Below are 19,389 nucleotides of genomic sequence, written 5' to 3' on the forward strand. Positions count from 1 at the left end.
CGAAACCGGCCTCTATACGGATCTTGTCACCGGTGAAGCCGTCGATGCCGGAAACGTCCCTCTGGAGCCCTTTGGCTTCCGGTGGCTCTGGAAAGGAACACCCGCCCATCCCTGACCGAGATCCATGCAAAAAATCCCCGCTCGGACGAATGCCGCATCGTTCATTTGCATTCCTCGTATGGATCGCATCTCCCAAGCCTCGGTTTCGGGGGTGCGTTGCCTCATAGCTTGGGAGAGCGCTTGAATGGCATTCAAGAGGTCAGCGGTTCGATCCCGCTTATCTCCACCAAAAGGCCTGCAACGCAAGTTGCGGGTCTTTTTATTTTTTGCTATAATTTTTAGCAGACCGGGCAATGAACATCTTTTTCTTCTTATCAGGATGGAGGTATTTCATGAATTTAACCATATGCCTGGATATGAACGGATGTCCGAACAGGTGCAAACACTGTTGGATCGGCCATATGCCAAACCCGCATATCAGTAACGATGAGGCCCGAGCTGTTGTCAATACATTCAAAATATATTTTAAGCGTATTACTTTCTATTCCTGGCTGCGAGAACCAGATTATTGCACTGATTTCAGAGCAAGATGGGCGGCTGATCTTGCTCTTTCGTCTGGAGGATAAACCGCAGAGGTTTGAACTGGCAAGTTTCTATCAAATCGTCAGAGATCCTGCATATGTGAAATTTCTCAAAGAAGTGGGAACAAAGAAGGTGCAGCTCACCCTGTTCGGATTAGAGGCAACAACCGACCGCTATGTCGGTCGAAAAGGCGCGTTTCAAGAGATCCTCAAAGCTACCGAGATCCTGATTGCAAACGATATTGCTCCCAGATGGCAGCTCTTTATCAATGAGGAAAATAAAGACGAGATCGTAAAACTGCTCGCTCTGATCCAGGAACTTCGATTGAAGGAACGATGTCCTCCCTTTACATTCTTCATTCAGGAAGGTTCCTGCGACGGCGAAAACGCGAAATTGTATCCCTTGAGGATCAAAAAAGAATCCGTCACCGAAGATCTTATCCCCTATTATTGGGATTTCGAAAAGAAGCAAACCGAACAGGACCTGGTCAAGCAGTTCAAGGCCAGCGTGCAGGAATATTATGTGCCGTCGAATCATCAGGGAGACATTGTGATCTATATTTCCGGCAAATGGGATGTTTTCTTCCATTTTACAAATATGACCTCCGAATGGATCATAGGGAATTTAAAAACCGACGATCCCGCAGAACTATGCAGAAGGATCCAAGAGGAAGATATTCCAGCGCTCCGTGCCGCCAGGAGGGTCACATTGTCCGAACTGGCCGGCCGATATGGAGATCCCAGTTCCACAAGGCTATTTGAAGAAAGCGATTATAAAATGTTTCTGTTGAATCGCTACCTGACTGATACGCTCAGACTTGCCGATGTCTCGAAAAGCTAGCTTTCAGCAGCCCTTACCATCTGTAGTATATAACAGTATCCCCCTCCCCTTTTCCATGATTTTATGATATAATCACCATAAACACCTGCCAAACCATGTTGTGATGTCCGGCTTTTGCCTCCAAGCGAAACGAGACCCCTTATGACAGCTGTACCTCTATGGGATGGGACTGTATTCTTTTTCCTCTCTCCTGGTCCCGCCGCGATCACTTTCTCTGAGCGCCAGCGCCCCCGTCCTGGGCGCGGCCTGGTTTTGTGCGGCCTTTTTGCCCTGCGCCCTTCTGCCCATGCGGCAGGAGGATGCAGGGCTTTTTCTTTTACCTGAAAGGAGCCAATGAAGATGCATTTAAAATACACCTGCCCCGGCTGTGGGACCCCTTTGGGCTATGACGGATTGTGCTGGAAATGCAAGTGCGAACAGGATCGGAATGCGGCGCTCGCCTGGACGCCGGAGCAGATCGCGGAGAAGCAAAGGAACCTGATTCAGAATATCCAGCGGCTGGCGGATATGGAGGACCCGGAGCTCACCGACTTCTGGCAGCTGCTGAGCTACCGGGACGCCATCACCCCGGAGATCCAGCGGGCAGCACTGGCCGCAGAGGTGTTCTGGCCCTGTGAGATCTATTATCACGCTCCCGCCGATGTGAGGGATGGCCTGATCCATGCGTTACTGTCTACGGAGAATTCCAGCGAAGCCTCCAACCTGATGAGTTGCCTTGCTATGCAGGGGGATGACAAGGCACTGGCGGCACTATTCGAACTGGAGCGGAACCCCCGGCCCTGGCGCAAGGGCCTCTATGTGGACCCATCCAGCTATGCGCAGATCGGAGGCTGGACCTTCGACAAGGAGGGCCAGAAAATCCAACTCAACTTCGACACCTGTTATCCTATGGTCAAGGGAACCACTGGCGAGAAATCTCCCGTCCGCATTGGCCGACCACGGGAGGACATCTGCCCCCACTGCGGCGGGCGGATGGTGGATATGCTGGTGCTGGATGGCCGGGATGAGCGGCTGAAATTTCTGAGGTTGGATGGTATCCTGACTGCCACCTGCTGCCCCAACTGCGTGGGATTCCTGAAAGGCCCCGCCTTCAACCGCTTTTCTCTGGACGGCGGTGTGGAGGTATTCCCTTCCGAACTGTTTGACGGAGCGGAGAAAATAGATTGCTATGTCAGTCCCGAGGACTACAAGACCCTCACCGAAAATCCCTTTGTGCTGGGCAGGGCGTCTGTGCCCCTGTTTTATGGATGCGCCAGCGAGGATGTGAACACCGTCGGCGGCTTTGGCAACTGGGTGCAGGACGCGGAGTATACTGCCTGCCCCCACTGTGGAAAGCCCATGAAATACCTGGCCCAGATCCAGTGGGATACGGTATTCGACTGCGCGGAGGGCACGCTCTACATCGAGTTCTGCCCGGACTGCCAGATCGTATCCATGCAGCACCAGCAGACCTGAGAGGAGAACCGATATGAGTTTACCGAAACGAGATGGCGTACATGGCCGCTATTATCTGATCCACAAACCAGATACAGACCCCAAAGTGCTGGAACACGCCGATCGGTGCATTCAGGATGTGCTGGATGGGACCGCCAAAGAAAACCATTCCGGCTTCCCGGTGGTCGTTCGGAACCAAAGCGGGGCCTCCTTCCTTCCCAGCCAACTGCTGGAGCGGTATCTGTCCAAACTGCCCTTGAAGGGCTTTCCCTATGAGGACGCAGTCGCCTTCTGCGATTCCCTGCGGCGGCTGGCGGGCTGGAAGGAGATCGATCACACACTGGGACAATACATCAAACACCAGGTGCAGGAGCGGTATTTTGAGGTTGGGGAGAAAGAGGATTTCTTTTCAGCTTACCCTCCCTGCACCGTGTGGCCAGAGCTGCGGCCAGAGGATGTGGATGATGGCCTGCTACACTTTGCCTGCTATGTGGCGGTCTGTTATACGGTATATGGAGCCAGCTACGACTCCCTCACCACCGAGCACATTCTCGGCCTGGTTTCCCAGCTTCGCCCGGATATGGTAAAGGAGCTGAAAACGGGCGGCAGCGGCAAACTGCCGCCCAACATCCAAAAGCGGAAAACGAAGCACCTGACCGCCTCGGCCAACGACGCCTTTGCCACCATCCGCATCACCGCCAGGGACTGCACCGAGGGGTGCTGCGACGAGGCGCTGAGCTATCTGGTGGAGGTGCTGGAGCAGCCGGAGTTCCCCCGCAGCTACTCCATCGAGTTTCGCGGACCGGAGAAGCTCTACCTGCCCATCCCCGGTCTGCCCAAGAAGGGCGTCAACCAGCTCTTTGCCTGCGCGGTGCGGTACCCGCGCCTCCATGTCCGAATGGAGAATTATGCTCGGCTGGCCATGCAGGAGGATGAGGTGTACCAAAACCTCTCCGATGAGATCTGCGCCCTGCCTGGCACCTTCGCCGTGTTCGCTCTGGGGCTGGAGGGGCCAAAGTGGTGGGGACTGGTGTGCGACTACCTGGACCGCTGTGACGATGAGCACTCTTCGCTCCAAGAAAAGTTCATCCACGCGCTTTTCAAGAAATACGGCTTTACCGCCCAGTCCCTGCCGGTGCTGGTCCACGGTGTCCAGTCCATGCAAAATCTGAAGCCCGCAAAGGAGTTCCGCACTCTGATCGCCAATGAGGAGAGCCTGGATGCGCTACTGGAGATCAAGGGGCATCTGGAGGACTATCTGCCCGAGGAAGGGGCGCATGACCAGCGGGCTCGGGACTACCTGTGGCGGGAGATGCTCTGGGCCATCTGGGGCCCGGCCTCCGAAAACAGCGGCGGCAGGGTCCTCAAGGTCGCACCAGAGGAGCTGAAAGAGAAATACCGGCAGGTATTTGCGTAAGGAGAACGCCATGAAAAAGAGAACGGTCAAGGACTTTATTGCTCTGTACACCCCGGAAGACGAGGAAAAGCTGACGCTGATCCAGACTGGTACCAGCGCGGACAAAACCTTTTTGGATACCTTTTGGACAGCCCATACCCATGCCCTTGCCATGGCGGACACCCGGACGGGACAGGTGATCTCCGGCCGATGCTATCTGAGCTGGCCGCTGACGGACAAGGAACGGGAAGCCGGCGACTATTCCAAGCGGTTTATAAAGGGTCAGGTCTACCGGATTAAAGCTCGCAGTTGGAAAGGTGATGCCCTCAGCGAACCTCAGTGGTATGTCACACAGGTGCTGGAGGAGGGCATCCCCTGCCCGGCCCTGGAGGAGCTCTGGGCGGAGTACACAAAGCCCGTCCTTCTGGAGGACGAAGTGCTGGGGACCCTCACGCTGGACCGTGAAATGAGTTATTTCAGCGGGACCTGCCAATGGCTGGGAAAAGAGGTCCAGATCTCGCTGGATGTGGAGATTGAAAATCAGGCATCCTGGACGCGCACCCGGAATGTCATGAAAAAGCTGCTGGCGGAACAGGAAACTTGGGACAGGTCCCTGCGGGCGCTGGCCGCCCGGAAGCTCACCACTCAGGCCAACGAGTGGCTGGCGGACAATGACCAGATCGACCGGGACCCGGAGAAAGACCCCATTACCGAGGATGAGTTCGCCCGGCGTATCCTGCTCACCGAGTTTACAGTATCTCCCGGTGGTCGGTTTACTGCTTGGTATGAGGATGACGATCTGTTCTGGGGCCATGTGATCACTGTGGATGGGACACTGAAAAAAGGCCCCGTTGACGCTGATATACAGGGCTGACTACGTCTGTTTACAGGGGAGGCATCCATGATGTGCGAGCACTGTGGGCAGATCTTCACCTGTGTGGTCAACACCTGGCGGGGCAGCGGCCACTTCAAAAAAGGCAGGAACTGACAGGAAAGGCGGTACGGAAATGAACCAGAGAGATGAAGCAAAACTGCTGGAGCAGCTGGAGCAGTGGAATGAGAAGGACGAGTTTTCCCGGTGCATCCAGGCCATCGAAGCCATCCCGGAGCGGGAGCGCGGCTATCTGCTGACCGTCATGCTGAGCCGGGCCTACAGCAATCTGGCGGTACTGGGCGATCACAGCACTCACGGTGAGGACGATGAAGTAGACGGGAATCTTATTCGGCACGCCATTGAGCTGCTGGAGTCCGTCCGCGCCCAGGGGGAGGGCGACCCCTACTGGAACGCCCGGATGGGCTATTCCTGCCTGATGGCATACAGTTCCGCATCTACCACCTATGAATACGCAAAACGATGGCTGTCCCTGGCCCCGGAGGACCCGGACGCCCAAAAGCTGGTGCGGGACTGTGAGGCGTATCTGGAGGAGGAAAAAGCCCTGGCACTGGACTGGAGCGAGCGGGAGGAGATCATCCGGCAGGAGACCATTCCCCCTGCCGACGATGACATCCTCGGCCATGTGAAGGTACATATTGACCGGTATTTCGGTGTCTATACCCAAGTCCTCACGGACGACAGTGACCCGGAGTATCCCCTGGAGATCGCCGTCATCCCGCCCCGGCTGGAGCACGACTATTACACCCTGGTCACCCTGGGCCTGAGCCGGCACCGGATGGGTTTCCCGGAGGAGCGGCGGGACGAAAAACTGGAGCGGGCGGAGCTGCTCATCAATCTACCCCGGGACTGGAAACTGACCAAGGCGGACTGCCGGGAGGAGAGGTGGAACTGGCCCATCCGGATGATGCTGGCCACCGCACGCTTCGCCATGGAGGACCCGGAGGTGGGGCTTGAATCCAGGACTACGTTGTCGGAGGGCGAGGAGGGCGCCCCTCTTGCGGAGGACACCGACCTGCGGGGCGAGATCCTGCTCTGTCCCGGTGTGTTTGGGGAGGACTCTTTTTTCTGTCGCCTGCCGGACGGGGACGAGGTCAACTTCTATCAGGTGATCCCCCTCTATTGGGAGGAGCTTCAATATAAGCTGGAGCATGGCTCGGACGCCCTGCTGGACCTCTGTCCGGACGAGAGTCTGGAGGTCATTGATCCCCACCGTCTGAATGTGGTCACCGACCGGGAGCAGCTGGGCTACGACCCGGCGGAGATGGACAACGCCGCCGGCCAGATTCAGAAGATCCGGGCGCTCCACCTGCCGGTGGACGAACTCAGCGCCTGCAATCTCATGGCCTTCTATCTTAGCTGGGCCATGAAGCGTGGGCAGATGAGCAACCCCTTCCTCTCCCAATACCGGGAGGTGGTAGAGGCAGTCCAGGCTGGAAAGGGGCCTGACCTGCGGGAATTTATCCGTGACCGGCTGGACGGAAAGCTGTCCACCCAGTGCTTTGACCGGAGAGGTTCTGGCTTTGCCCAGTGGTACGCCCAGGACAACCGTTCTAACCCCTATGTCTACCGCCGGGACTGCCGGGACATCGCCCTGGCCGGACTGGAGGGCCGCGTCTGGAACAGCATCGCGGAGCAGGAGGCGGCCTACCTGCTTCTGCCATATACCGAAGAAATCCGTCAGAGTGTGGAGCAGCTGCTGGATGAGCGGTATCAACAGTATCTGGAATCGGAATTTGTGGATGACCCGGAGGAACGTGTGGCGCGGGCAGCGGAGGGGAAACCGGCTGTCCTGCCCGACTGGGACGGTCCCCTGCTCTGCTACACCTCCGACCGCGTCGCCCAGAACGGGTGCAGGGTGCGGCTCATGGACCGGCTGCTTCCGGAACGGGAGGATATGGGCTGGGAGAGCGGCTGGGCCTTCTACTCCGGGGACGAGGAAGATGTGTACGGCGAAGGGGATGAATACGATGAGTCTCACTGCGGCTTCTATGATATCCGGGACATCTGCCGCATCGACCCAGACATTATCCGATTTCTGAACCTACCTTACGGAACCATGCAGATGCGCGGTGAAGATGGAGCATGGTATGAGGTGACCCGCGAGGACAAAGGTGAGGAGGAAACTTAAATGAACGGCGAGCAGATCACGGCTTTTTTACAGGAGCATTGGAACTGGGTGACCCTGATCATCGGCGCTGTCCTGCTGATTGGGGCCATTATGAACTGGAACTGGCTCTGCGACCCCACCGGCAAGCCGTACTCTCACCGCTATGGCCGCGGCTCCCGGCGAGTGATCTTCTTCCTGCTGGGGCTTGTGCTGATTATAGTGAGCGTCTGGAGCCTTGTGCTGACAATCAAGTAGGAGGAAATATCCTATGACCCAAGAAGAACAGATCCGCCTCTATCGGCTGATGGAAAAGCTCAACTGGTTTTTCCACCAGGAGATGCACTACCTGGATCGGGAGACGGCAGAGAAGACTGCGCAGGAGTGTTACCCGAAGATTCGGGATTTTACATACGACATTTTATGGAACGACCTGCCCAAAGAGGTCCAGAAGCAGCTCATGGACGAGGAGGAAACATCGTGTCCATAACCGCCTATCAAGTGGAAGCCGTCGGCCATGACCGGACCGGCAGGGACTTCGGCTATGTGAATATCATGTACCGCTATGGCGATAAGAAATCCTGCCCCCGGCCAGATCAATGTGAAAAGATAGAGGTCATGTGGGCGGATGAGAGCGTCTATGGGCCACCCGCCCCCGGCAACAAGGTGGGCGATTTTATCCAGACCTGGCTGATGGGCTCCTGGAACTGTGGGGTGTTCACCCACCGGGAAATTGCCCAGCGGCTCATGGATACCTTCACCGGCCTGAAGGTCAAGGAGCTGGCGTGGTTCGAGAACCCCAGGAAAAAGACGCTGAAAAACGGAAAGCCCCGTGCGCGCCGGGCCAAGTGGCTGCCGGAACAGGAGGTGGATCTGGTGTACCTCTACTCCGACCACTATCTTGACGCCAGAAATCCTACTCCCGCCGAAACCGACTTCTTCACTGTCACAAGGCTGGACGCCTGGGGTAAGAGCACCTGGTTCATGTGTACCCCAGAGGCCGCTGAGAAGCTGATCGGCATGGATTACGACAATCTGGCCGTCAAGGAAACCACCATTGTGGGATAGGAGAAAATGAATGATGACTTTGGAACAACTGCCCCCCAAGGGCATAAAGCGAGAACAGGCCATTTTGGAGCTGGGCAAGGATGAAGCAAACGGCGAACTGCTTTTCCAGCTTGTGAATACAGAAAAGGGCAAATGCAAAACGGCTGCTCAAAAGGCTTTGGCGCAGCTGGAGTATGCCCCTGCTGCCCCACTGTGGGCCAAACTGGTCAAGGGCAAATGGATGGGCAGCAATATCATGTCGGATACCTGTTCCGACTGTGTATCGGAACAGATCGCCCCAGTTATTCTGAAGACTCTCTCCCAGCTGCTGGACGAGGGGGACACAAAGCCACTGGATATAGAACAACTGAACTTCTGTTTCCATTTAATGTTGGGGAAAGCCTCGCCTAAAATGCTGGAGGTCTACCGCTTTCTGGCGGAAAACATCCAGCGGATCGCCCAGCTGAAACGCACGCCTGTTTATTCTCGTGATGATTGTACCTCCTGGTGGATTACGGACGGGCTTCGCATTTGGGATGCCACACCCAAGGAAAAAGAGAAAATTCCCGCTGTGGTACTGACCGCCTCCCTGATCCGCAACCCGGATGAGCGACTGCAAGCATTGGCTGATGAGCTGAATGAACGCTACGGCGGCAGCTGGCTGATGCCGGTCTTTATGAAGGCGATCATCACCCAGCCCAAGGAGCAGGTGTATGAGACCTATTCGCCCCTTCTGGATACGCCGCAAAAAGGCTATTTGTTCCATGCGCTGGGAATGCTCCATTACCGCTGTTATCCGGAAGGCTGGACCTATGAACGCCTGGGCCCGGATGGAATGATCGCTCTGATTTTCTGGGGGGATTATAGCTATGGAACCTATGACACAAGGTTTATGATTGAACGCTATGTGGATCTGGATGAGCGGTGGCTCTTTGATCTGGCCAAGGACCCGGAGGGCCGCAAACCTGCGGTGACATGGCAGACCTACAACCGTGGCGGTACGTTGTACGGGAGCTATGACGAAATGTTCATCAGCCTGCTGCCCCGCAAGGTGGAGAACCCGCAACTCAGGCGCGTCCTGCGGGATTACTTCCGTATTCGCAGCGAAAAAGTGAAAGTGGAAGAAAGTATTACTGTTTACAAAGATGCTGCTGAGCGGTTCGGGGATTAAGCAGAATGGAGAGACTGCCCGAAGGGGTGATACGGCATGATCGGAACGAATGAAAACCAAGCGGTGCTCCATGTGGAGGTCACCTTCTGGAGCGGCAAGCGAAAGGCACCCCCCAGTCTGATCAGCGGGAAATACTGCCCCCACTTTGTGGTAGAGGGGACTGCCGACTATCTGGGTGTGTGTTTTCTGGATGGAAGCGAGTGCGCCTTTGATGAACCGGCGCTGGGCAACGCCCAGCCCCTCTGCCCGGATACCGTGGACTATGGCCCTCTGGCCGACGGCGCGGAGTTTCTGATCTACGAGGGGGCCAACGCCGTAGGAGGAGGCCGGGTGCTGGGCCGGACTATTCCCCATCCAGTAAAGAAACAGAGGAAGTAAGCGCCCCTGTAATCGAGGGCGAGTTTGAGGAGTAAAGCCATGACATCCATAGACTTTCTGAACAAGGTACATAAAAGCCTGGACTCGCAGGAATATCGTCTTTCCTATTCTCCGGCCAAGTCCAAGAATTATATGCTGTACTGCAATGGCAGCTTCATCGGCGGCCTGTTCGATGAGGAGCTGTGCTTCGTCTACGCCGATAGCGTGAGTGAACTCCTGGGACACCCGGAGCCGGTCTATCGCGGCTACTCCAGCGCCGCCCAGCACCGGATGCTGGTGATCCCGGAGGAACACTGGGCGAAGGCGCTGAAACTGCTCTATGCCGAGAAATTCGACTGGAGCCGGTTGGTGTACGACATTACCTACACCAGCATTGGTACGGCTGTGATGGAGGACTTCTACGACGAGAATGTGGTATTCCTGCGGTTCTGCTTTGAAAAGGAGCTTCTGAAAAAGAACCCGCTGGACCGGCATGGCCGTATCCTGCGGATGGTCTATCTCAATCAGGACCTGACAAATATCGGTAAGAATTTGTTTCCTGAGTTGCTGGACAAGTTCCTTGCTTTTTATGATCGGAAAGGAAAAACCAGTCTGGAAACCATGCTGAATCGGTGGTACGCTGCGCTGGAGAAGGAGTACCGCAGTCAGATAACGGGATAAGGGGGCGACAACATGACTGAAGAAAACAGAACCTATATCACCCATCTTAAGGTCACGGATGTCCCGTGGCACCGGCTCACCACCGCCTATGGCCGGGGGACGGAGTTTCCCACCCACCTGGCGGTGCTGGAGCGGATGGAGGATATGGAGACAGTCAAAAAGTCCCTCGATCAGCTTACCGCCAACCTGGAGCACCAGGGTACATTGTGGCACGCCACCCCCTTCGGCATGGTGTTTCTGAGCCGGATTCTGGAGAAGGCCCTTGCGGAGAGCGGCCGGAACCCCGCGGCCCATTTCCTGGCCGGGGAACTGCTGGACTTCTTTGCCTGCATCCTCCAGTGTTTCCGCGACGGGGATGAGATGGAGCACGCCGAGCCGCTGCCGCTGTTCTCCGATCTGCTGAGGGAAGAATACCTGTGGTCAGAGGAATACGACGAGGAAGAAGATGAGATGCGCTACGAGGAGGATGAGGTCTTCCCCGATGACCTGTTCTACAGTTTCTATTACTACTCCTGGCAGGCGGTGAAAGCCTACCAGGATGTATTGGAGCAGGTCCCGGCAGAGTTTGCCGAGCCTGCCGCCGCAGTGCTGGAACTGCTGTAAAGGAGGATACACCGATGTTTGAAGAATTCTATGAGATGTACGAGCCCGAGGAGCAGGAAGTGGTCGCTCTGATCAATCGCTGCATTGGCGGCGGATATAACTGGAAAGGCAGCTTTTGGGAAATGACCGTTGTGACGCTGGGCATGGTGTTCTGTGACACCGGCAAGGTCAGCACCAAGGAGGAGCGTCTGGAGTGGCCGGTCACCGAGGAGGAACGCAATAGCGACAAGGGCTGGGGACGCTTTGGCAAGGAGCAGATCTGCCGCCTGAAGATCCGCCGGATGAAAGAAGAACGGGTAAAAGATCTGGTGGTGCGGCCCTGGTGCATCTCCCAGGTGGTCAAGGCCCATGAGGACTGCCCGGAGCTGCAGGCCGTTCTGGACGAATACCACAAGCCGGTGGTGATCCAGGACCAGGTGCTGGGAGAACTGAAACTGGACAAGGACTATGATACCTTTGAGGGTGAGATCCAGTGGTGCGGAAAGGATGTGAGCCTTTCTCTGGAAGTCAACGCGGAGAGCAAGCCCTCCTGGACCCGTGCCCGCAGTGCCGCCAAGAAGCTACTGGCCGACTGTGAAACCTGGGACAAGGCCATGCGGGAGCTTGCGGCCAAGAACCTGACTGGGCTGGCCAACGACTGGCTCTCCCAGGATGAAGAAAATCCCCGTAACCCGGAAACAGACCCCATCACAGAGGAAGAACTGGCCCGGCGGATCAGCATGACGAGCCTGTCCGTCACCTCCGGCGGCAGCTTCACCGCCTGGTTTGACTGCGACGAGATGTTCACCGACCATGCGGTGACGGTCTACGGCTCCCTGAAAAAGGGCCTCAAAACTGCCAACATTGAGGGGTAAGGAGGATAACATTATGAAACTGAACTGTAAACGCATTGATTTTACATATACACCCGGCGAGGAAATCTTCAACTTTCCCGAGGAATCGGGACTACCCTTTATCTTCGATGTAGAGGAAGAACTGACCGGCGATCCTGCTGCCATGGATGCGGTGGGAGAAATGCTGGATGAGGCGGAGGAACTGGCGGAAAAGGCCAAGGCCGCCATCCAAGGGGCGCTGGCAGATGAGGACAGCCCCTATCACAGCCTTGTGACGTACTTCATGCAGTTCCACCGGGACGATGTAGGTCCGGATATTGCGGCGGAGCTTTTCCCAGGAAGCGACCCAGCCAAGCTGTCCTTTGCCGAGATGGTGGATTTTCTGCGGCTCAAGCGGTTCGGCAGTCTGGTGGATGACGAGATGGATCAACAAGTTTTCATTATGGATCTGTCCTTCAACCCGGAGATCACCGACGAGCTGCTGGTGGTCTATTTTGATTCGAACCAGGAGATTTTCTGTATCACCCATGAGAGCTGAGGAAAGTACCTATGGAAAAAGCGACCGCTGTTAATACCTGCTTAGGTGTTTTGATGGGACGGGACTGCATCTATCTGGATCAGGTGAAACAGGATGCTCTAAACAATCTGACCTTTACAGGGGACATCAATGGCCATCTGGTTTCCCAGCATAGGGACGAAAAAGACTGGTTTCCCTACACACTCACCTTCCGGCAGGTGCTGGCCTATTTTACCTGTGAATTGGACACCTATGAAAATCTGGCTGGGACGGAGTATCTGGATGGCAGTTCCTTCGATTTGATCGAGGACAGCACCTGGCTGAAGTCTTTGCCGGTGCGGGAGGATTTTGATAAAAGCCTCTATCAGCACTACCGGCTGTTTACATACGATGATGTTTACAACATCATTGCGGTTTCCTATGAGTTTGCGGCAGAGTTGTAAATGTCTGAAACATGGAATATCTATCACAGAACCTCTTCACTTATTTGGAGGGCATCTTGAACGGGGAGGAATGATGATGCGGTATGTCTCTGTCATCTTTACTCCGGAGCCAGGCCAGTGGGGGCTGCGGGGCGACCCATTCCTGTGGCGGCTGTTGAAGGAGCGGTATCAGGCGGCGGAGCTGCCCTACCCGCCCGAGGCGCTCCGGGAGGACATCCTCCGCGTCTTTGCGGATCTGACCGGCGAGCTGCCCGCGCCGGGCAAACACTACTATGTGGAGCGGTTTGCCAAAACCCATGTGGGCATGTCCACCGGCTGGGTAAGCGGCGACTTTTGGCTGGACACGGCCATCCCGTTGCTGATGGAGCGGCTGGCACGGGCCAATCGTTCATAAAATGACGCTAAGAAAGGAGATACAACGATGCAGCCTATCACCAACACAGAGCCAGTGGACAATGAGTTCTTCCTCCAGAATCGAGCGGTCTATTTCTCCGGCCTGTATGAAAACGGCCTGCTCAAAGGCGTCTTACCCGAAGATTTTCTCTGCTGGCATTACTGGGGCAAAACCTCTGTGGCCTGCTTCATGGGCGGCATCCGCCTGCGGGGGGCGGACCCCGCCTCCTTCCGGGTGCTGAATTTTGCCTACACCATGGACAAAACGGCGGTCTACACCACCAGCGGGCGGGTCCCCGGCGCGGACCTGTCAACCTTCGAGACACTGGATGACGGCCAAAACGACTCAGGCGCGCCCCAGGGCTACGCCAGGGACAGCCGGCAGGTCTATTTCCACAATGGGGACGGCAGGGTGAAAATCATCAAAGGTGCGGAGGTCTCCACCTTCCGCTCCCTGGGCGACACCTATTTTGCCAGAGATGCCAAGCGGATCTATGCCTACGGCAAGCCGCTCCCCAGGGTGGAGCTGACTTCCTGGGAGCTGCTCCCCTGCTGGTATTCCCGCGATGCCAGGCGGGTGTACTACCTCAACCGGGAGATTAAGGGGGCGGATCGGGACAGTTTCACGGTCTGCACCCCGCCGGATGCGCCCCCGCTTGCCGATCATCTGGCCCGAGACAGAAACCATTTTTACTGGAACGACGAGATCACCGAGGAGGTGCAGTGGATGGAACAGCTGCGCGGGATGACGTGAGAACCATAAACGGAGGAAACGACGATGGATCATTTGGAATTACTGCGGGAAAACCCCGATTTGGCAAAGGAATTTGATGTTCTGTTTGACTTCTCCCTGCTGGATGAACTGACAGAGCGGGATGAGGCGGAGGGCCGGTGCACCTTCACCCTGCCCGGCATGGCCTTTGCAAGAGACGGCTCCGGCGGGGAATACCACCTACTGGAGGACGGCTCCATCGGCTATTACAGCAGCGAGGGAGAGGCGGGCCGCTTGGCCGAGAGCATGGACGACCTCTTTTCCCTGATCGTGAGCTGCATCTGTTGGCACGACTGCTGTGACGCAAAGCAGTATGTGGATGCCAAAACACTGGAGGAATACGGGCAGAGGCAGCGTAATATCAACTTGGAAGATATGGATATGGACAGCTGGCGGCGGGTTGCTGATGCGCTCGGCATCCCTACCGATGAGCCGCTGGCTCCGGTTCTGGAGCGGTTCCGCAAAGCAACACAGCGCCAGCCTCTGTATCAGTGTATGTTCCATGAGGATGATGGCAGCCTGACCGAATCATACGGTTTGATGTTTGAATGAGAAAGGAAGAATCAAAATGAAAGCGTTTGACCCCCATTACAAACTGCTGGACGAGATGTATCAAGACGATTACTATCCTGCCTTTCTGGTGGACAAGGTAAAGGACGAGCTTCAGAAGGTCATCGACCTGCTGGAGAGCGGCGAAACCGACACCGAAGCGGTGCAGGAAAAACTGGACGAGGCGGTCTGCGGCATCAATGATCTCCAGGAGGAGTTTGACGAGAACGACAGCGAGATCGAAACGGTGGCTCGGGACTGTATCGGCGTAACCGTGGACTACATTTTGAAATGGTTTGGCATTCCCATTGATATGGAGGAGGCCATCCGGGAAAGGGACTGGTGAAGACGATGACGATTGAAGATATGTTTGGGGATCTGCACAAGATCGACATTCTGGCAGAAAAACCCGAATCAAAGGAAGTTTTGATGGTCCTCGTCTGCAACGGATTCATTGACGGCTCCCCGGAAACGCAGAAGGCCCTGCTCGACAAGATGGAAGGCTATCTGAACCACACCCAGAGCGAGGAATTTCAAAAGGAATATGGGGATTGGTCCGTGATTTTGCGTGTGACCCTTGACCGGGAGCCGGATGAGCGCATCCTGGCCCTGCTCAGTAAGTGCCCCGCATGGGCAGAGGACTACGGCGTAAAGCTGGAAATTGAAATTGGAGGAAAACCGGTCCGCATTGTAGAGAGTTGACCAATGCTCAAACTGAATCAACAGGAGGGAACCATTATGCCGACTGCCGAATGGCTGAACAAATACGAATCCATTAAGGACAAACTGGCCTGCAAAGCGGACCTGGACGCCCATTTCACAGAGAAAGTGATTGGGAATATGGGTGTGGATGTGCTGGACATTGGGTCCGTCCATTTCCCTACCGGAACCATCTTTGCCTGCGATCCGATGGTGGAGTTGGAGGATACACCGTCCTTTATTCAGACGATCCCCGCCGGGACTTATCCCGTGAAGATCTGCGTGGTGCCCAGTGAAAAATACGGCGACCGCTACGCCTGCGTCAAGGTGGAGGTCAGCCGGGAAAAGCCTGTCCGCTATGAGCTGGGCATGACTGGCAAAGAGGATCTGGACGAGGGACTGGATGAGGACGATTATTTTGGCTTTGGCGTAGACGCCGGGATGAGCTGTGTGGCGGACATCCAGACCCAGACGGCTTTCAAGACTTACTGGGCCAAGCGGCTGGAGGAAGACCCGGACATCGACCCCTACAACGACCTGTTCTGCGATCTTCTGGAGGAAAACGCCAAAGCCCACCCCAAGTATCAGAGCAGCTACGGCGACTGGCTCAACTGGACGGTGCCGGACACGGACTGTAATCTGCCCATCTTTGCCTCCGGCTGGGGCGACGGCTACTATCCCGTCTACTTCGGCTATGACGCAAAAGGTGAAATCTGCGCCGTGTATGTGCGTTTCATCGACATTGAAGCCAGCTATGGAGAACAGGAGTAAATGACACACCATGGAATTACCAAAACGGGAGCGGACAGCGGACCGAATCGTGAGGGATACCTATTGGAAATATGAAACATTTGGCTCGGATGGTCAATGCGAATTGTTCGGTGTGAGCATCTTTGACTATGACTGGCAGCCCACCGGCAAGCGAGTAAAAGTCAAAGACCCAATCTATCACCAGGAGCACACCTTTGAGGTCTGGCAGGTGGAGATCGACGGGAAAATCCGCCGCTTTGCCGCTGGAGAGTTCTCCAACTGCGTATGGGGATTCTATCTGGAAAAGAACGGATGAGAGGAGCGTAGCGCCATGAAAGCCACCGCCGGAGAGGTCTATACAGTCTACAACCAATATCTGAAACGCTACACCGCCTGCCAGGTGGCCTATATCGCGCCGCCGGACACGGTGAGCAAAGAATCTTGGGCGGTGGTCCTCTCTCTGGATTGGGTGGGCGACGCCCCTCTGACCGCGGAGGAACTGCCCCATCTCCGCCCGCTCTACAAGGACTTCATGTACTGGTCCCGCGACCTCCACCTGCTGCGGGTGCCGTTGGAGGTCCCGCCTCAGTACACGCTTGTGGGCACACTGCCCCCCTTCACCGATGAGCCCTGCCGCTCCTACGGCGGCTGGAGTGACGGCTACGATGTGTACCTCCAGATCCGGTGGCAGGCCATCCCGGAGGAGCGGCGGCGGGCCTTCAAGGAGGCCATGGAGAGCGACGAGGTGACGGAGATCGGCGGTATCCCAGTGAAGGTCAGCAGCCACCGGATCATGGACTCGTATCCCCCCTTTGATTCGGCGCTGGAGCTGAAGGCGCTGCCCTGCCTCTCCGCCCTCATCTGTGAGCGGTGGCACCCGGATCTACTGGAGTTTCTGCGGGGGACCCCCTTCCTTGATGAACTGACCCTGCTGGACCACGGCCAGAGGACCCTGGACCTTCGGGGCACCAGCGTCAGAAAGCTGATGCTGGACATGACCGGGCTGCAGGAGCTGTGGCTGTGTGAGGGAACGGAGCAGCTCCTGTTCCAGAACAAGGGGCCGGACGCCTGTGCAATCCATGCCCCCGAAGATGGCAGCGGTTTGAACCTCCAATTTATCGGGGAATACCGCCCGCACACGGAACTGCCGAACCTACGAGGGCTGCATGGCATCGAGCTGAAGGACTTTGATCTGACCGGGCTGGCTGCGGTCCATCCCCATCTGAAGGAGCTGCGGCTCTGGGGTGCGCCGGGAAACTTGGGGAACTTCTCCGCCGTGGGAGGGTTCCGGGAATTGACGAACCTCTCCACCTATGATCTGTTCGGTTTTGGGGCGGATGACATCCCCACCCCGGAGCAGATGCCAAACCTCAGATGGTTCTGGATGACCAGCCTGCCGGAGGATGCGGCAAAGGCGGCTAAACGGCTCTGGAAAGGCAGGCCGGGCATGGACCTGCGGATCACCAAGCCCCGGAAACCGGAGTGGCTGGCGCAAAATTTGGACAATCCCTTCCGGGGCTGGGACGGCGCGGAGCATATCCCCGCTACTGCCGCAAAAAAGGCGGCCAATCAATACCGCAAGACCCGTGCCCTGCTGATGAAGCTGGCCGCGGAACCGGGCGGGGACGCCCAGGCCCAGGCGCTGGATGCGGTGGTGGCCTACACCCAGACCTTCAACCAGATGGGCTTCATTGAAACCGAGGAGCGGGATGAGATCTATCTGGCCCTGCGGGGTATCCTGGATGCCCTGCCGGGCGACACGCTCCAGAAAGATGCCCTGATTGAGAAGTTTGAGGAACTAAGAGATTTTTGAGGAGGGGCGAGGATGGACCAGACAGTAGTTTACAATGGCCAAGTTCTTACTCTGACGCGGTTTTGGGCGACGGGAGAGCCTTGCCTGTGGATCACCGATCCTCAGCAGATCGGGATGCCTAAAATGGAATTTGTGGGAGGCCACCCGGACGAATACTGCATTTTCCTGAAAAATCTGACTGAAGCAGAGCTGGCACAGATCACATCCCTGGACGGCACTCCACTGGATATAAAAGAAGAACGAAACGACATGGAACGAGGTGAACACCATGGAATCAATTAGAAACCCGCTTCCCAAGCCGCCAAAATACATAGATGTGGACTATATGACTTTGCCTGACATCGACACCAACCCGCTGTTCTATGATGAGGACGCGCAGGAGATCCTGCTCTATTGGACGGACGGAGAAAAGGTCTTCTGGGGTTTTTCCCCGGTGTCCAGGGATGTAGAGCATTTTGTCTGGTTCAATCGGCTCTTTGCCAAGGATAGCAAACACTGTTTTCTCCAGGGCAAAAAGCTTCGGAATGTGGATCACGCCTCGTTCACGGCACTCAACAACTGCTACGCCAGGGATTGTAAAAGTGTCTGGACCACCGGCGGCCGGTTTGAGCCGGAGGATATCCGCTCTTTCGTTGTCTGTGATGATGGAGTCAAACTGACGAAGATTAAAGAGATCCGGACCATGTCCGATGGGACACAGCGCCCCATCCGGCTGCGGATTCCCTACGGATATGCCAAGGACAGCAGGGCCGTGTACTATGAAAACTTTGCCGGCAAGATCAAGATTTTGAAAAAGGCGGATCCCGCCACCTTCGTCTCCAACAACGACGGCTATTTCGCATGGGACGCCAAGTCCATCTTCTGGGGCGGTTATCTGCTGCCGAAGGCCGATCTGCAATCCTGGCGGATCGTGAATGCGGAAAAGGATCTCTCAAGGGATGACGAGCACTTCTATTTCCAGAATAAACGGGTCACAGAAGAAGAATGGAACCAGAAACTGCTCTGACGAGAAAGGACGTCCCCTTATGGCACTGCAAGACAAGAACATCATGCCTCCCCCCTGGCTGGCCTTCCCGGAGATCGAGCGATACTCCATCGGCTGGCGCATGGGCTATGGGGAGGATTACATAGACCGGTTCGGCCATTGGTTGGACACCCTCATCCCGGGGGAGCGGGCGGAATACCGCGCCCTCTTTCCCGAGCCGGTGAGCTGGAAGGGGTGGTGGGATGACGAGGACAGCAGCGAGGTGCTGGTACACGGTGACTTCCTGGTGGAGGCGTGGCAGCCGGAGGGCAGGCCCAAGTACACCCGCCAGTGGCTCCAGCAGGAGTTTGCCGCCGGGCGGAAGCGGGAGCTGTGCCTGTTCTGGGGCCATCAGCTATCCGAGGACGGCCAGCTGACAAAAAGCTGTCTCAGCCAGTGGTGGATGGAGGACTTCTATACGATGGCTGACTCCTACCTCTGCATGGAGCAGTATATGATGGCGGGCAAAGCCTCCGCGTAGAAGGA

General features: G+C 56.3%; 26 protein-coding genes. All 26 read left to right on the forward strand.

Going from position 1 to position 19,389, the window contains the following annotated elements:
* The first annotated feature begins 501 nt into the window (after positions 1-501).
* Positions 502-1,422 carry a hypothetical protein gene (locus B5E66_RS05210; protein WP_087229612.1) on the forward strand — a complete coding sequence of 307 codons (921 nt, stop codon included), beginning with the start codon at positions 502-504 and terminating at the stop codon, positions 1,420-1,422.
* 339 nt (positions 1,423-1,761) lie between these two features.
* The gene (locus B5E66_RS05215) at positions 1,762-2,877 is read left to right on the forward strand and encodes a hypothetical protein (protein WP_087229614.1); all 1,116 of its coding nucleotides are present in this window, start codon (positions 1,762-1,764) and stop codon (positions 2,875-2,877) included.
* 13 nt (positions 2,878-2,890) lie between these two features.
* The gene (locus B5E66_RS05220) at positions 2,891-4,273 is read left to right on the forward strand and encodes a DUF6138 family protein (protein ID WP_087229617.1); all 1,383 of its coding nucleotides are present in this window, start codon (positions 2,891-2,893) and stop codon (positions 4,271-4,273) included.
* A gap of 10 nt (positions 4,274-4,283) precedes the next feature.
* Positions 4,284-5,126, forward strand: a complete 843-nt coding sequence (locus B5E66_RS05225; RefSeq protein WP_087229620.1) for a DUF2262 domain-containing protein — start codon at positions 4,284-4,286, stop codon at positions 5,124-5,126.
* Positions 5,127-5,259: 133 nt separating this feature from the next.
* Entirely contained in the window at positions 5,260-7,275 is a 2,016-nt protein-coding gene (locus B5E66_RS05230; protein WP_087229623.1) for an immunity protein Imm33 domain-containing protein, read from the forward strand.
* Positions 7,276-7,509, forward strand: coding sequence for an Imm17 family immunity protein (locus B5E66_RS05235; RefSeq protein ID WP_087229626.1), 234 nt, complete (start codon positions 7,276-7,278; stop codon positions 7,507-7,509).
* Positions 7,510-7,522: 13 nt separating this feature from the next.
* Positions 7,523-7,741 (forward strand): hypothetical protein, encoded by a 219-nt coding sequence (locus tag B5E66_RS05240; RefSeq protein ID WP_087229629.1) that lies wholly within the window; start codon positions 7,523-7,525, stop codon positions 7,739-7,741.
* Positions 7,732-8,319 (forward strand): hypothetical protein, encoded by a 588-nt coding sequence (locus B5E66_RS05245; RefSeq protein WP_087229632.1) that lies wholly within the window; start codon positions 7,732-7,734, stop codon positions 8,317-8,319. The genes B5E66_RS05240 and B5E66_RS05245 overlap by 10 nt, the downstream gene beginning before the upstream one ends.
* Before the next feature lie 10 nt (positions 8,320-8,329).
* A complete protein-coding gene (locus B5E66_RS05250) occupies positions 8,330-9,469 on the forward strand; it encodes a hypothetical protein (RefSeq protein ID WP_087229635.1) in 1,140 nt (379 codons plus the stop codon).
* A gap of 36 nt (positions 9,470-9,505) precedes the next feature.
* On the forward strand, positions 9,506-9,847 hold the full coding sequence (locus B5E66_RS05255; RefSeq protein WP_087229638.1) for a hypothetical protein: 342 nt from the start codon (positions 9,506-9,508) through the stop codon (positions 9,845-9,847).
* Positions 9,848-9,886: 39 nt separating this feature from the next.
* The gene (locus B5E66_RS05260; RefSeq protein WP_087229641.1) at positions 9,887-10,507 is read left to right on the forward strand and encodes a hypothetical protein; all 621 of its coding nucleotides are present in this window, start codon (positions 9,887-9,889) and stop codon (positions 10,505-10,507) included.
* A gap of 12 nt (positions 10,508-10,519) precedes the next feature.
* Positions 10,520-11,110 carry a hypothetical protein gene (locus tag B5E66_RS05265; protein ID WP_087229643.1) on the forward strand — a complete coding sequence of 197 codons (591 nt, stop codon included), beginning with the start codon at positions 10,520-10,522 and terminating at the stop codon, positions 11,108-11,110.
* Between the two features lie 14 nt (positions 11,111-11,124).
* Positions 11,125-11,964 (forward strand): DUF2262 domain-containing protein, encoded by an 840-nt coding sequence (locus tag B5E66_RS05270; protein WP_087229646.1) that lies wholly within the window; start codon positions 11,125-11,127, stop codon positions 11,962-11,964.
* A 13-nt stretch (positions 11,965-11,977) separates the two neighbouring features.
* Entirely contained in the window at positions 11,978-12,481 is a 504-nt protein-coding gene (locus B5E66_RS05275) for a DUF2004 domain-containing protein (protein ID WP_087229649.1), read from the forward strand.
* Between the two features lie 11 nt (positions 12,482-12,492).
* Positions 12,493-12,903, forward strand: a complete 411-nt coding sequence (locus B5E66_RS05280) for a hypothetical protein (protein ID WP_087229652.1) — start codon at positions 12,493-12,495, stop codon at positions 12,901-12,903.
* Positions 12,904-12,973: 70 nt separating this feature from the next.
* Positions 12,974-13,297 carry a hypothetical protein gene (locus tag B5E66_RS05285; RefSeq protein WP_143406934.1) on the forward strand — a complete coding sequence of 108 codons (324 nt, stop codon included), beginning with the start codon at positions 12,974-12,976 and terminating at the stop codon, positions 13,295-13,297.
* A 27-nt stretch (positions 13,298-13,324) separates the two neighbouring features.
* Positions 13,325-14,050 carry a DKNYY domain-containing protein gene (locus B5E66_RS05290; RefSeq protein ID WP_242958099.1) on the forward strand — a complete coding sequence of 242 codons (726 nt, stop codon included), beginning with the start codon at positions 13,325-13,327 and terminating at the stop codon, positions 14,048-14,050.
* Between the two features lie 24 nt (positions 14,051-14,074).
* Positions 14,075-14,620 (forward strand): hypothetical protein, encoded by a 546-nt coding sequence (locus B5E66_RS05295; protein ID WP_087229658.1) that lies wholly within the window; start codon positions 14,075-14,077, stop codon positions 14,618-14,620.
* A gap of 16 nt (positions 14,621-14,636) precedes the next feature.
* Positions 14,637-14,963 (forward strand): DUF5713 family protein, encoded by a 327-nt coding sequence (locus B5E66_RS05300; protein WP_087229660.1) that lies wholly within the window; start codon positions 14,637-14,639, stop codon positions 14,961-14,963.
* Positions 14,960-15,319, forward strand: a complete 360-nt coding sequence (locus B5E66_RS05305; protein ID WP_158098335.1) for a DUF6572 domain-containing protein — start codon at positions 14,960-14,962, stop codon at positions 15,317-15,319. Before B5E66_RS05300 ends, B5E66_RS05305 begins: the two co-directional genes overlap by 4 nt.
* Positions 15,320-15,355: 36 nt before the next feature.
* Entirely contained in the window at positions 15,356-16,087 is a 732-nt protein-coding gene (locus B5E66_RS05310; protein WP_446718504.1) for a DUF4241 domain-containing protein, read from the forward strand.
* A gap of 10 nt (positions 16,088-16,097) precedes the next feature.
* Positions 16,098-16,382, forward strand: a complete 285-nt coding sequence (locus B5E66_RS05315; protein ID WP_087229669.1) for a hypothetical protein — start codon at positions 16,098-16,100, stop codon at positions 16,380-16,382.
* 15 nt (positions 16,383-16,397) lie between these two features.
* Positions 16,398-17,879 (forward strand): hypothetical protein, encoded by a 1,482-nt coding sequence (locus B5E66_RS05320; RefSeq protein WP_087229672.1) that lies wholly within the window; start codon positions 16,398-16,400, stop codon positions 17,877-17,879.
* A 12-nt stretch (positions 17,880-17,891) separates the two neighbouring features.
* Positions 17,892-18,161: a hypothetical protein gene (locus B5E66_RS05325; protein WP_087229675.1), complete on the forward strand. Its 270-nt coding sequence runs from the start codon at positions 17,892-17,894 to the stop codon at positions 18,159-18,161.
* A gap of 49 nt (positions 18,162-18,210) precedes the next feature.
* Positions 18,211-18,885 carry a DKNYY domain-containing protein gene (locus tag B5E66_RS05330; protein WP_158098336.1) on the forward strand — a complete coding sequence of 225 codons (675 nt, stop codon included), beginning with the start codon at positions 18,211-18,213 and terminating at the stop codon, positions 18,883-18,885.
* Positions 18,886-18,904: 19 nt separating this feature from the next.
* Positions 18,905-19,384: an NADAR family protein gene (locus B5E66_RS05335; RefSeq protein ID WP_242958100.1), complete on the forward strand. Its 480-nt coding sequence runs from the start codon at positions 18,905-18,907 to the stop codon at positions 19,382-19,384.
* The last annotated feature ends 5 nt before the right edge of the window (positions 19,385-19,389 follow it).

This window comes from Faecalibacterium sp. An121 (assembly GCF_002160915.1).
In the GTDB taxonomy this organism is placed as follows: Bacteria; Bacillota; Clostridia; order Oscillospirales; family Ruminococcaceae; genus Faecalibacterium; species Faecalibacterium avium.

Excerpts from the sequence above, each read along its gene's own strand:
- B5E66_RS05215 (WP_087229614.1), top strand. The coding sequence starts at position 1,762 with ATGCATTTAAAATACACCTGCCCCGGCTGTGGGACCCCTTTGGGCTAT.
- B5E66_RS05220 (WP_087229617.1), top strand. The coding sequence starts at position 2,891 with ATGAGTTTACCGAAACGAGATGGCGTACATGGCCGCTATTATCTGATC.
- B5E66_RS05225 (WP_087229620.1), top strand. The coding sequence starts at position 4,284 with ATGAAAAAGAGAACGGTCAAGGACTTTATTGCTCTGTACACCCCGGAA.
- B5E66_RS05230 (WP_087229623.1), top strand. The coding sequence starts at position 5,260 with ATGAACCAGAGAGATGAAGCAAAACTGCTGGAGCAGCTGGAGCAGTGG.
- B5E66_RS05235 (WP_087229626.1), top strand. The coding sequence starts at position 7,276 with ATGAACGGCGAGCAGATCACGGCTTTTTTACAGGAGCATTGGAACTGG.
- B5E66_RS05240 (WP_087229629.1), top strand. The coding sequence starts at position 7,523 with ATGACCCAAGAAGAACAGATCCGCCTCTATCGGCTGATGGAAAAGCTC.
- B5E66_RS05250 (WP_087229635.1), top strand. The coding sequence starts at position 8,330 with ATGATGACTTTGGAACAACTGCCCCCCAAGGGCATAAAGCGAGAACAG.
- B5E66_RS05255 (WP_087229638.1), top strand. The coding sequence starts at position 9,506 with ATGATCGGAACGAATGAAAACCAAGCGGTGCTCCATGTGGAGGTCACC.
- B5E66_RS05260 (WP_087229641.1), top strand. The coding sequence starts at position 9,887 with ATGACATCCATAGACTTTCTGAACAAGGTACATAAAAGCCTGGACTCG.
- B5E66_RS05265 (WP_087229643.1), top strand. The coding sequence starts at position 10,520 with ATGACTGAAGAAAACAGAACCTATATCACCCATCTTAAGGTCACGGAT.
- B5E66_RS05270 (WP_087229646.1), top strand. The coding sequence starts at position 11,125 with ATGTTTGAAGAATTCTATGAGATGTACGAGCCCGAGGAGCAGGAAGTG.
- B5E66_RS05275 (WP_087229649.1), top strand. The coding sequence starts at position 11,978 with ATGAAACTGAACTGTAAACGCATTGATTTTACATATACACCCGGCGAG.
- B5E66_RS05280 (WP_087229652.1), top strand. The coding sequence starts at position 12,493 with ATGGAAAAAGCGACCGCTGTTAATACCTGCTTAGGTGTTTTGATGGGA.
- B5E66_RS05285 (WP_143406934.1), top strand. The coding sequence starts at position 12,974 with ATGATGATGCGGTATGTCTCTGTCATCTTTACTCCGGAGCCAGGCCAG.
- B5E66_RS05290 (WP_242958099.1), top strand. The coding sequence starts at position 13,325 with ATGCAGCCTATCACCAACACAGAGCCAGTGGACAATGAGTTCTTCCTC.
- B5E66_RS05295 (WP_087229658.1), top strand. The coding sequence starts at position 14,075 with ATGGATCATTTGGAATTACTGCGGGAAAACCCCGATTTGGCAAAGGAA.
- B5E66_RS05300 (WP_087229660.1), top strand. The coding sequence starts at position 14,637 with ATGAAAGCGTTTGACCCCCATTACAAACTGCTGGACGAGATGTATCAA.
- B5E66_RS05310 (WP_446718504.1), top strand. The coding sequence starts at position 15,356 with ATGCCGACTGCCGAATGGCTGAACAAATACGAATCCATTAAGGACAAA.
- B5E66_RS05315 (WP_087229669.1), top strand. The coding sequence starts at position 16,098 with ATGGAATTACCAAAACGGGAGCGGACAGCGGACCGAATCGTGAGGGAT.
- B5E66_RS05320 (WP_087229672.1), top strand. The coding sequence starts at position 16,398 with ATGAAAGCCACCGCCGGAGAGGTCTATACAGTCTACAACCAATATCTG.
- B5E66_RS05325 (WP_087229675.1), top strand. The coding sequence starts at position 17,892 with ATGGACCAGACAGTAGTTTACAATGGCCAAGTTCTTACTCTGACGCGG.
- B5E66_RS05335 (WP_242958100.1), top strand. The coding sequence starts at position 18,905 with ATGGCACTGCAAGACAAGAACATCATGCCTCCCCCCTGGCTGGCCTTC.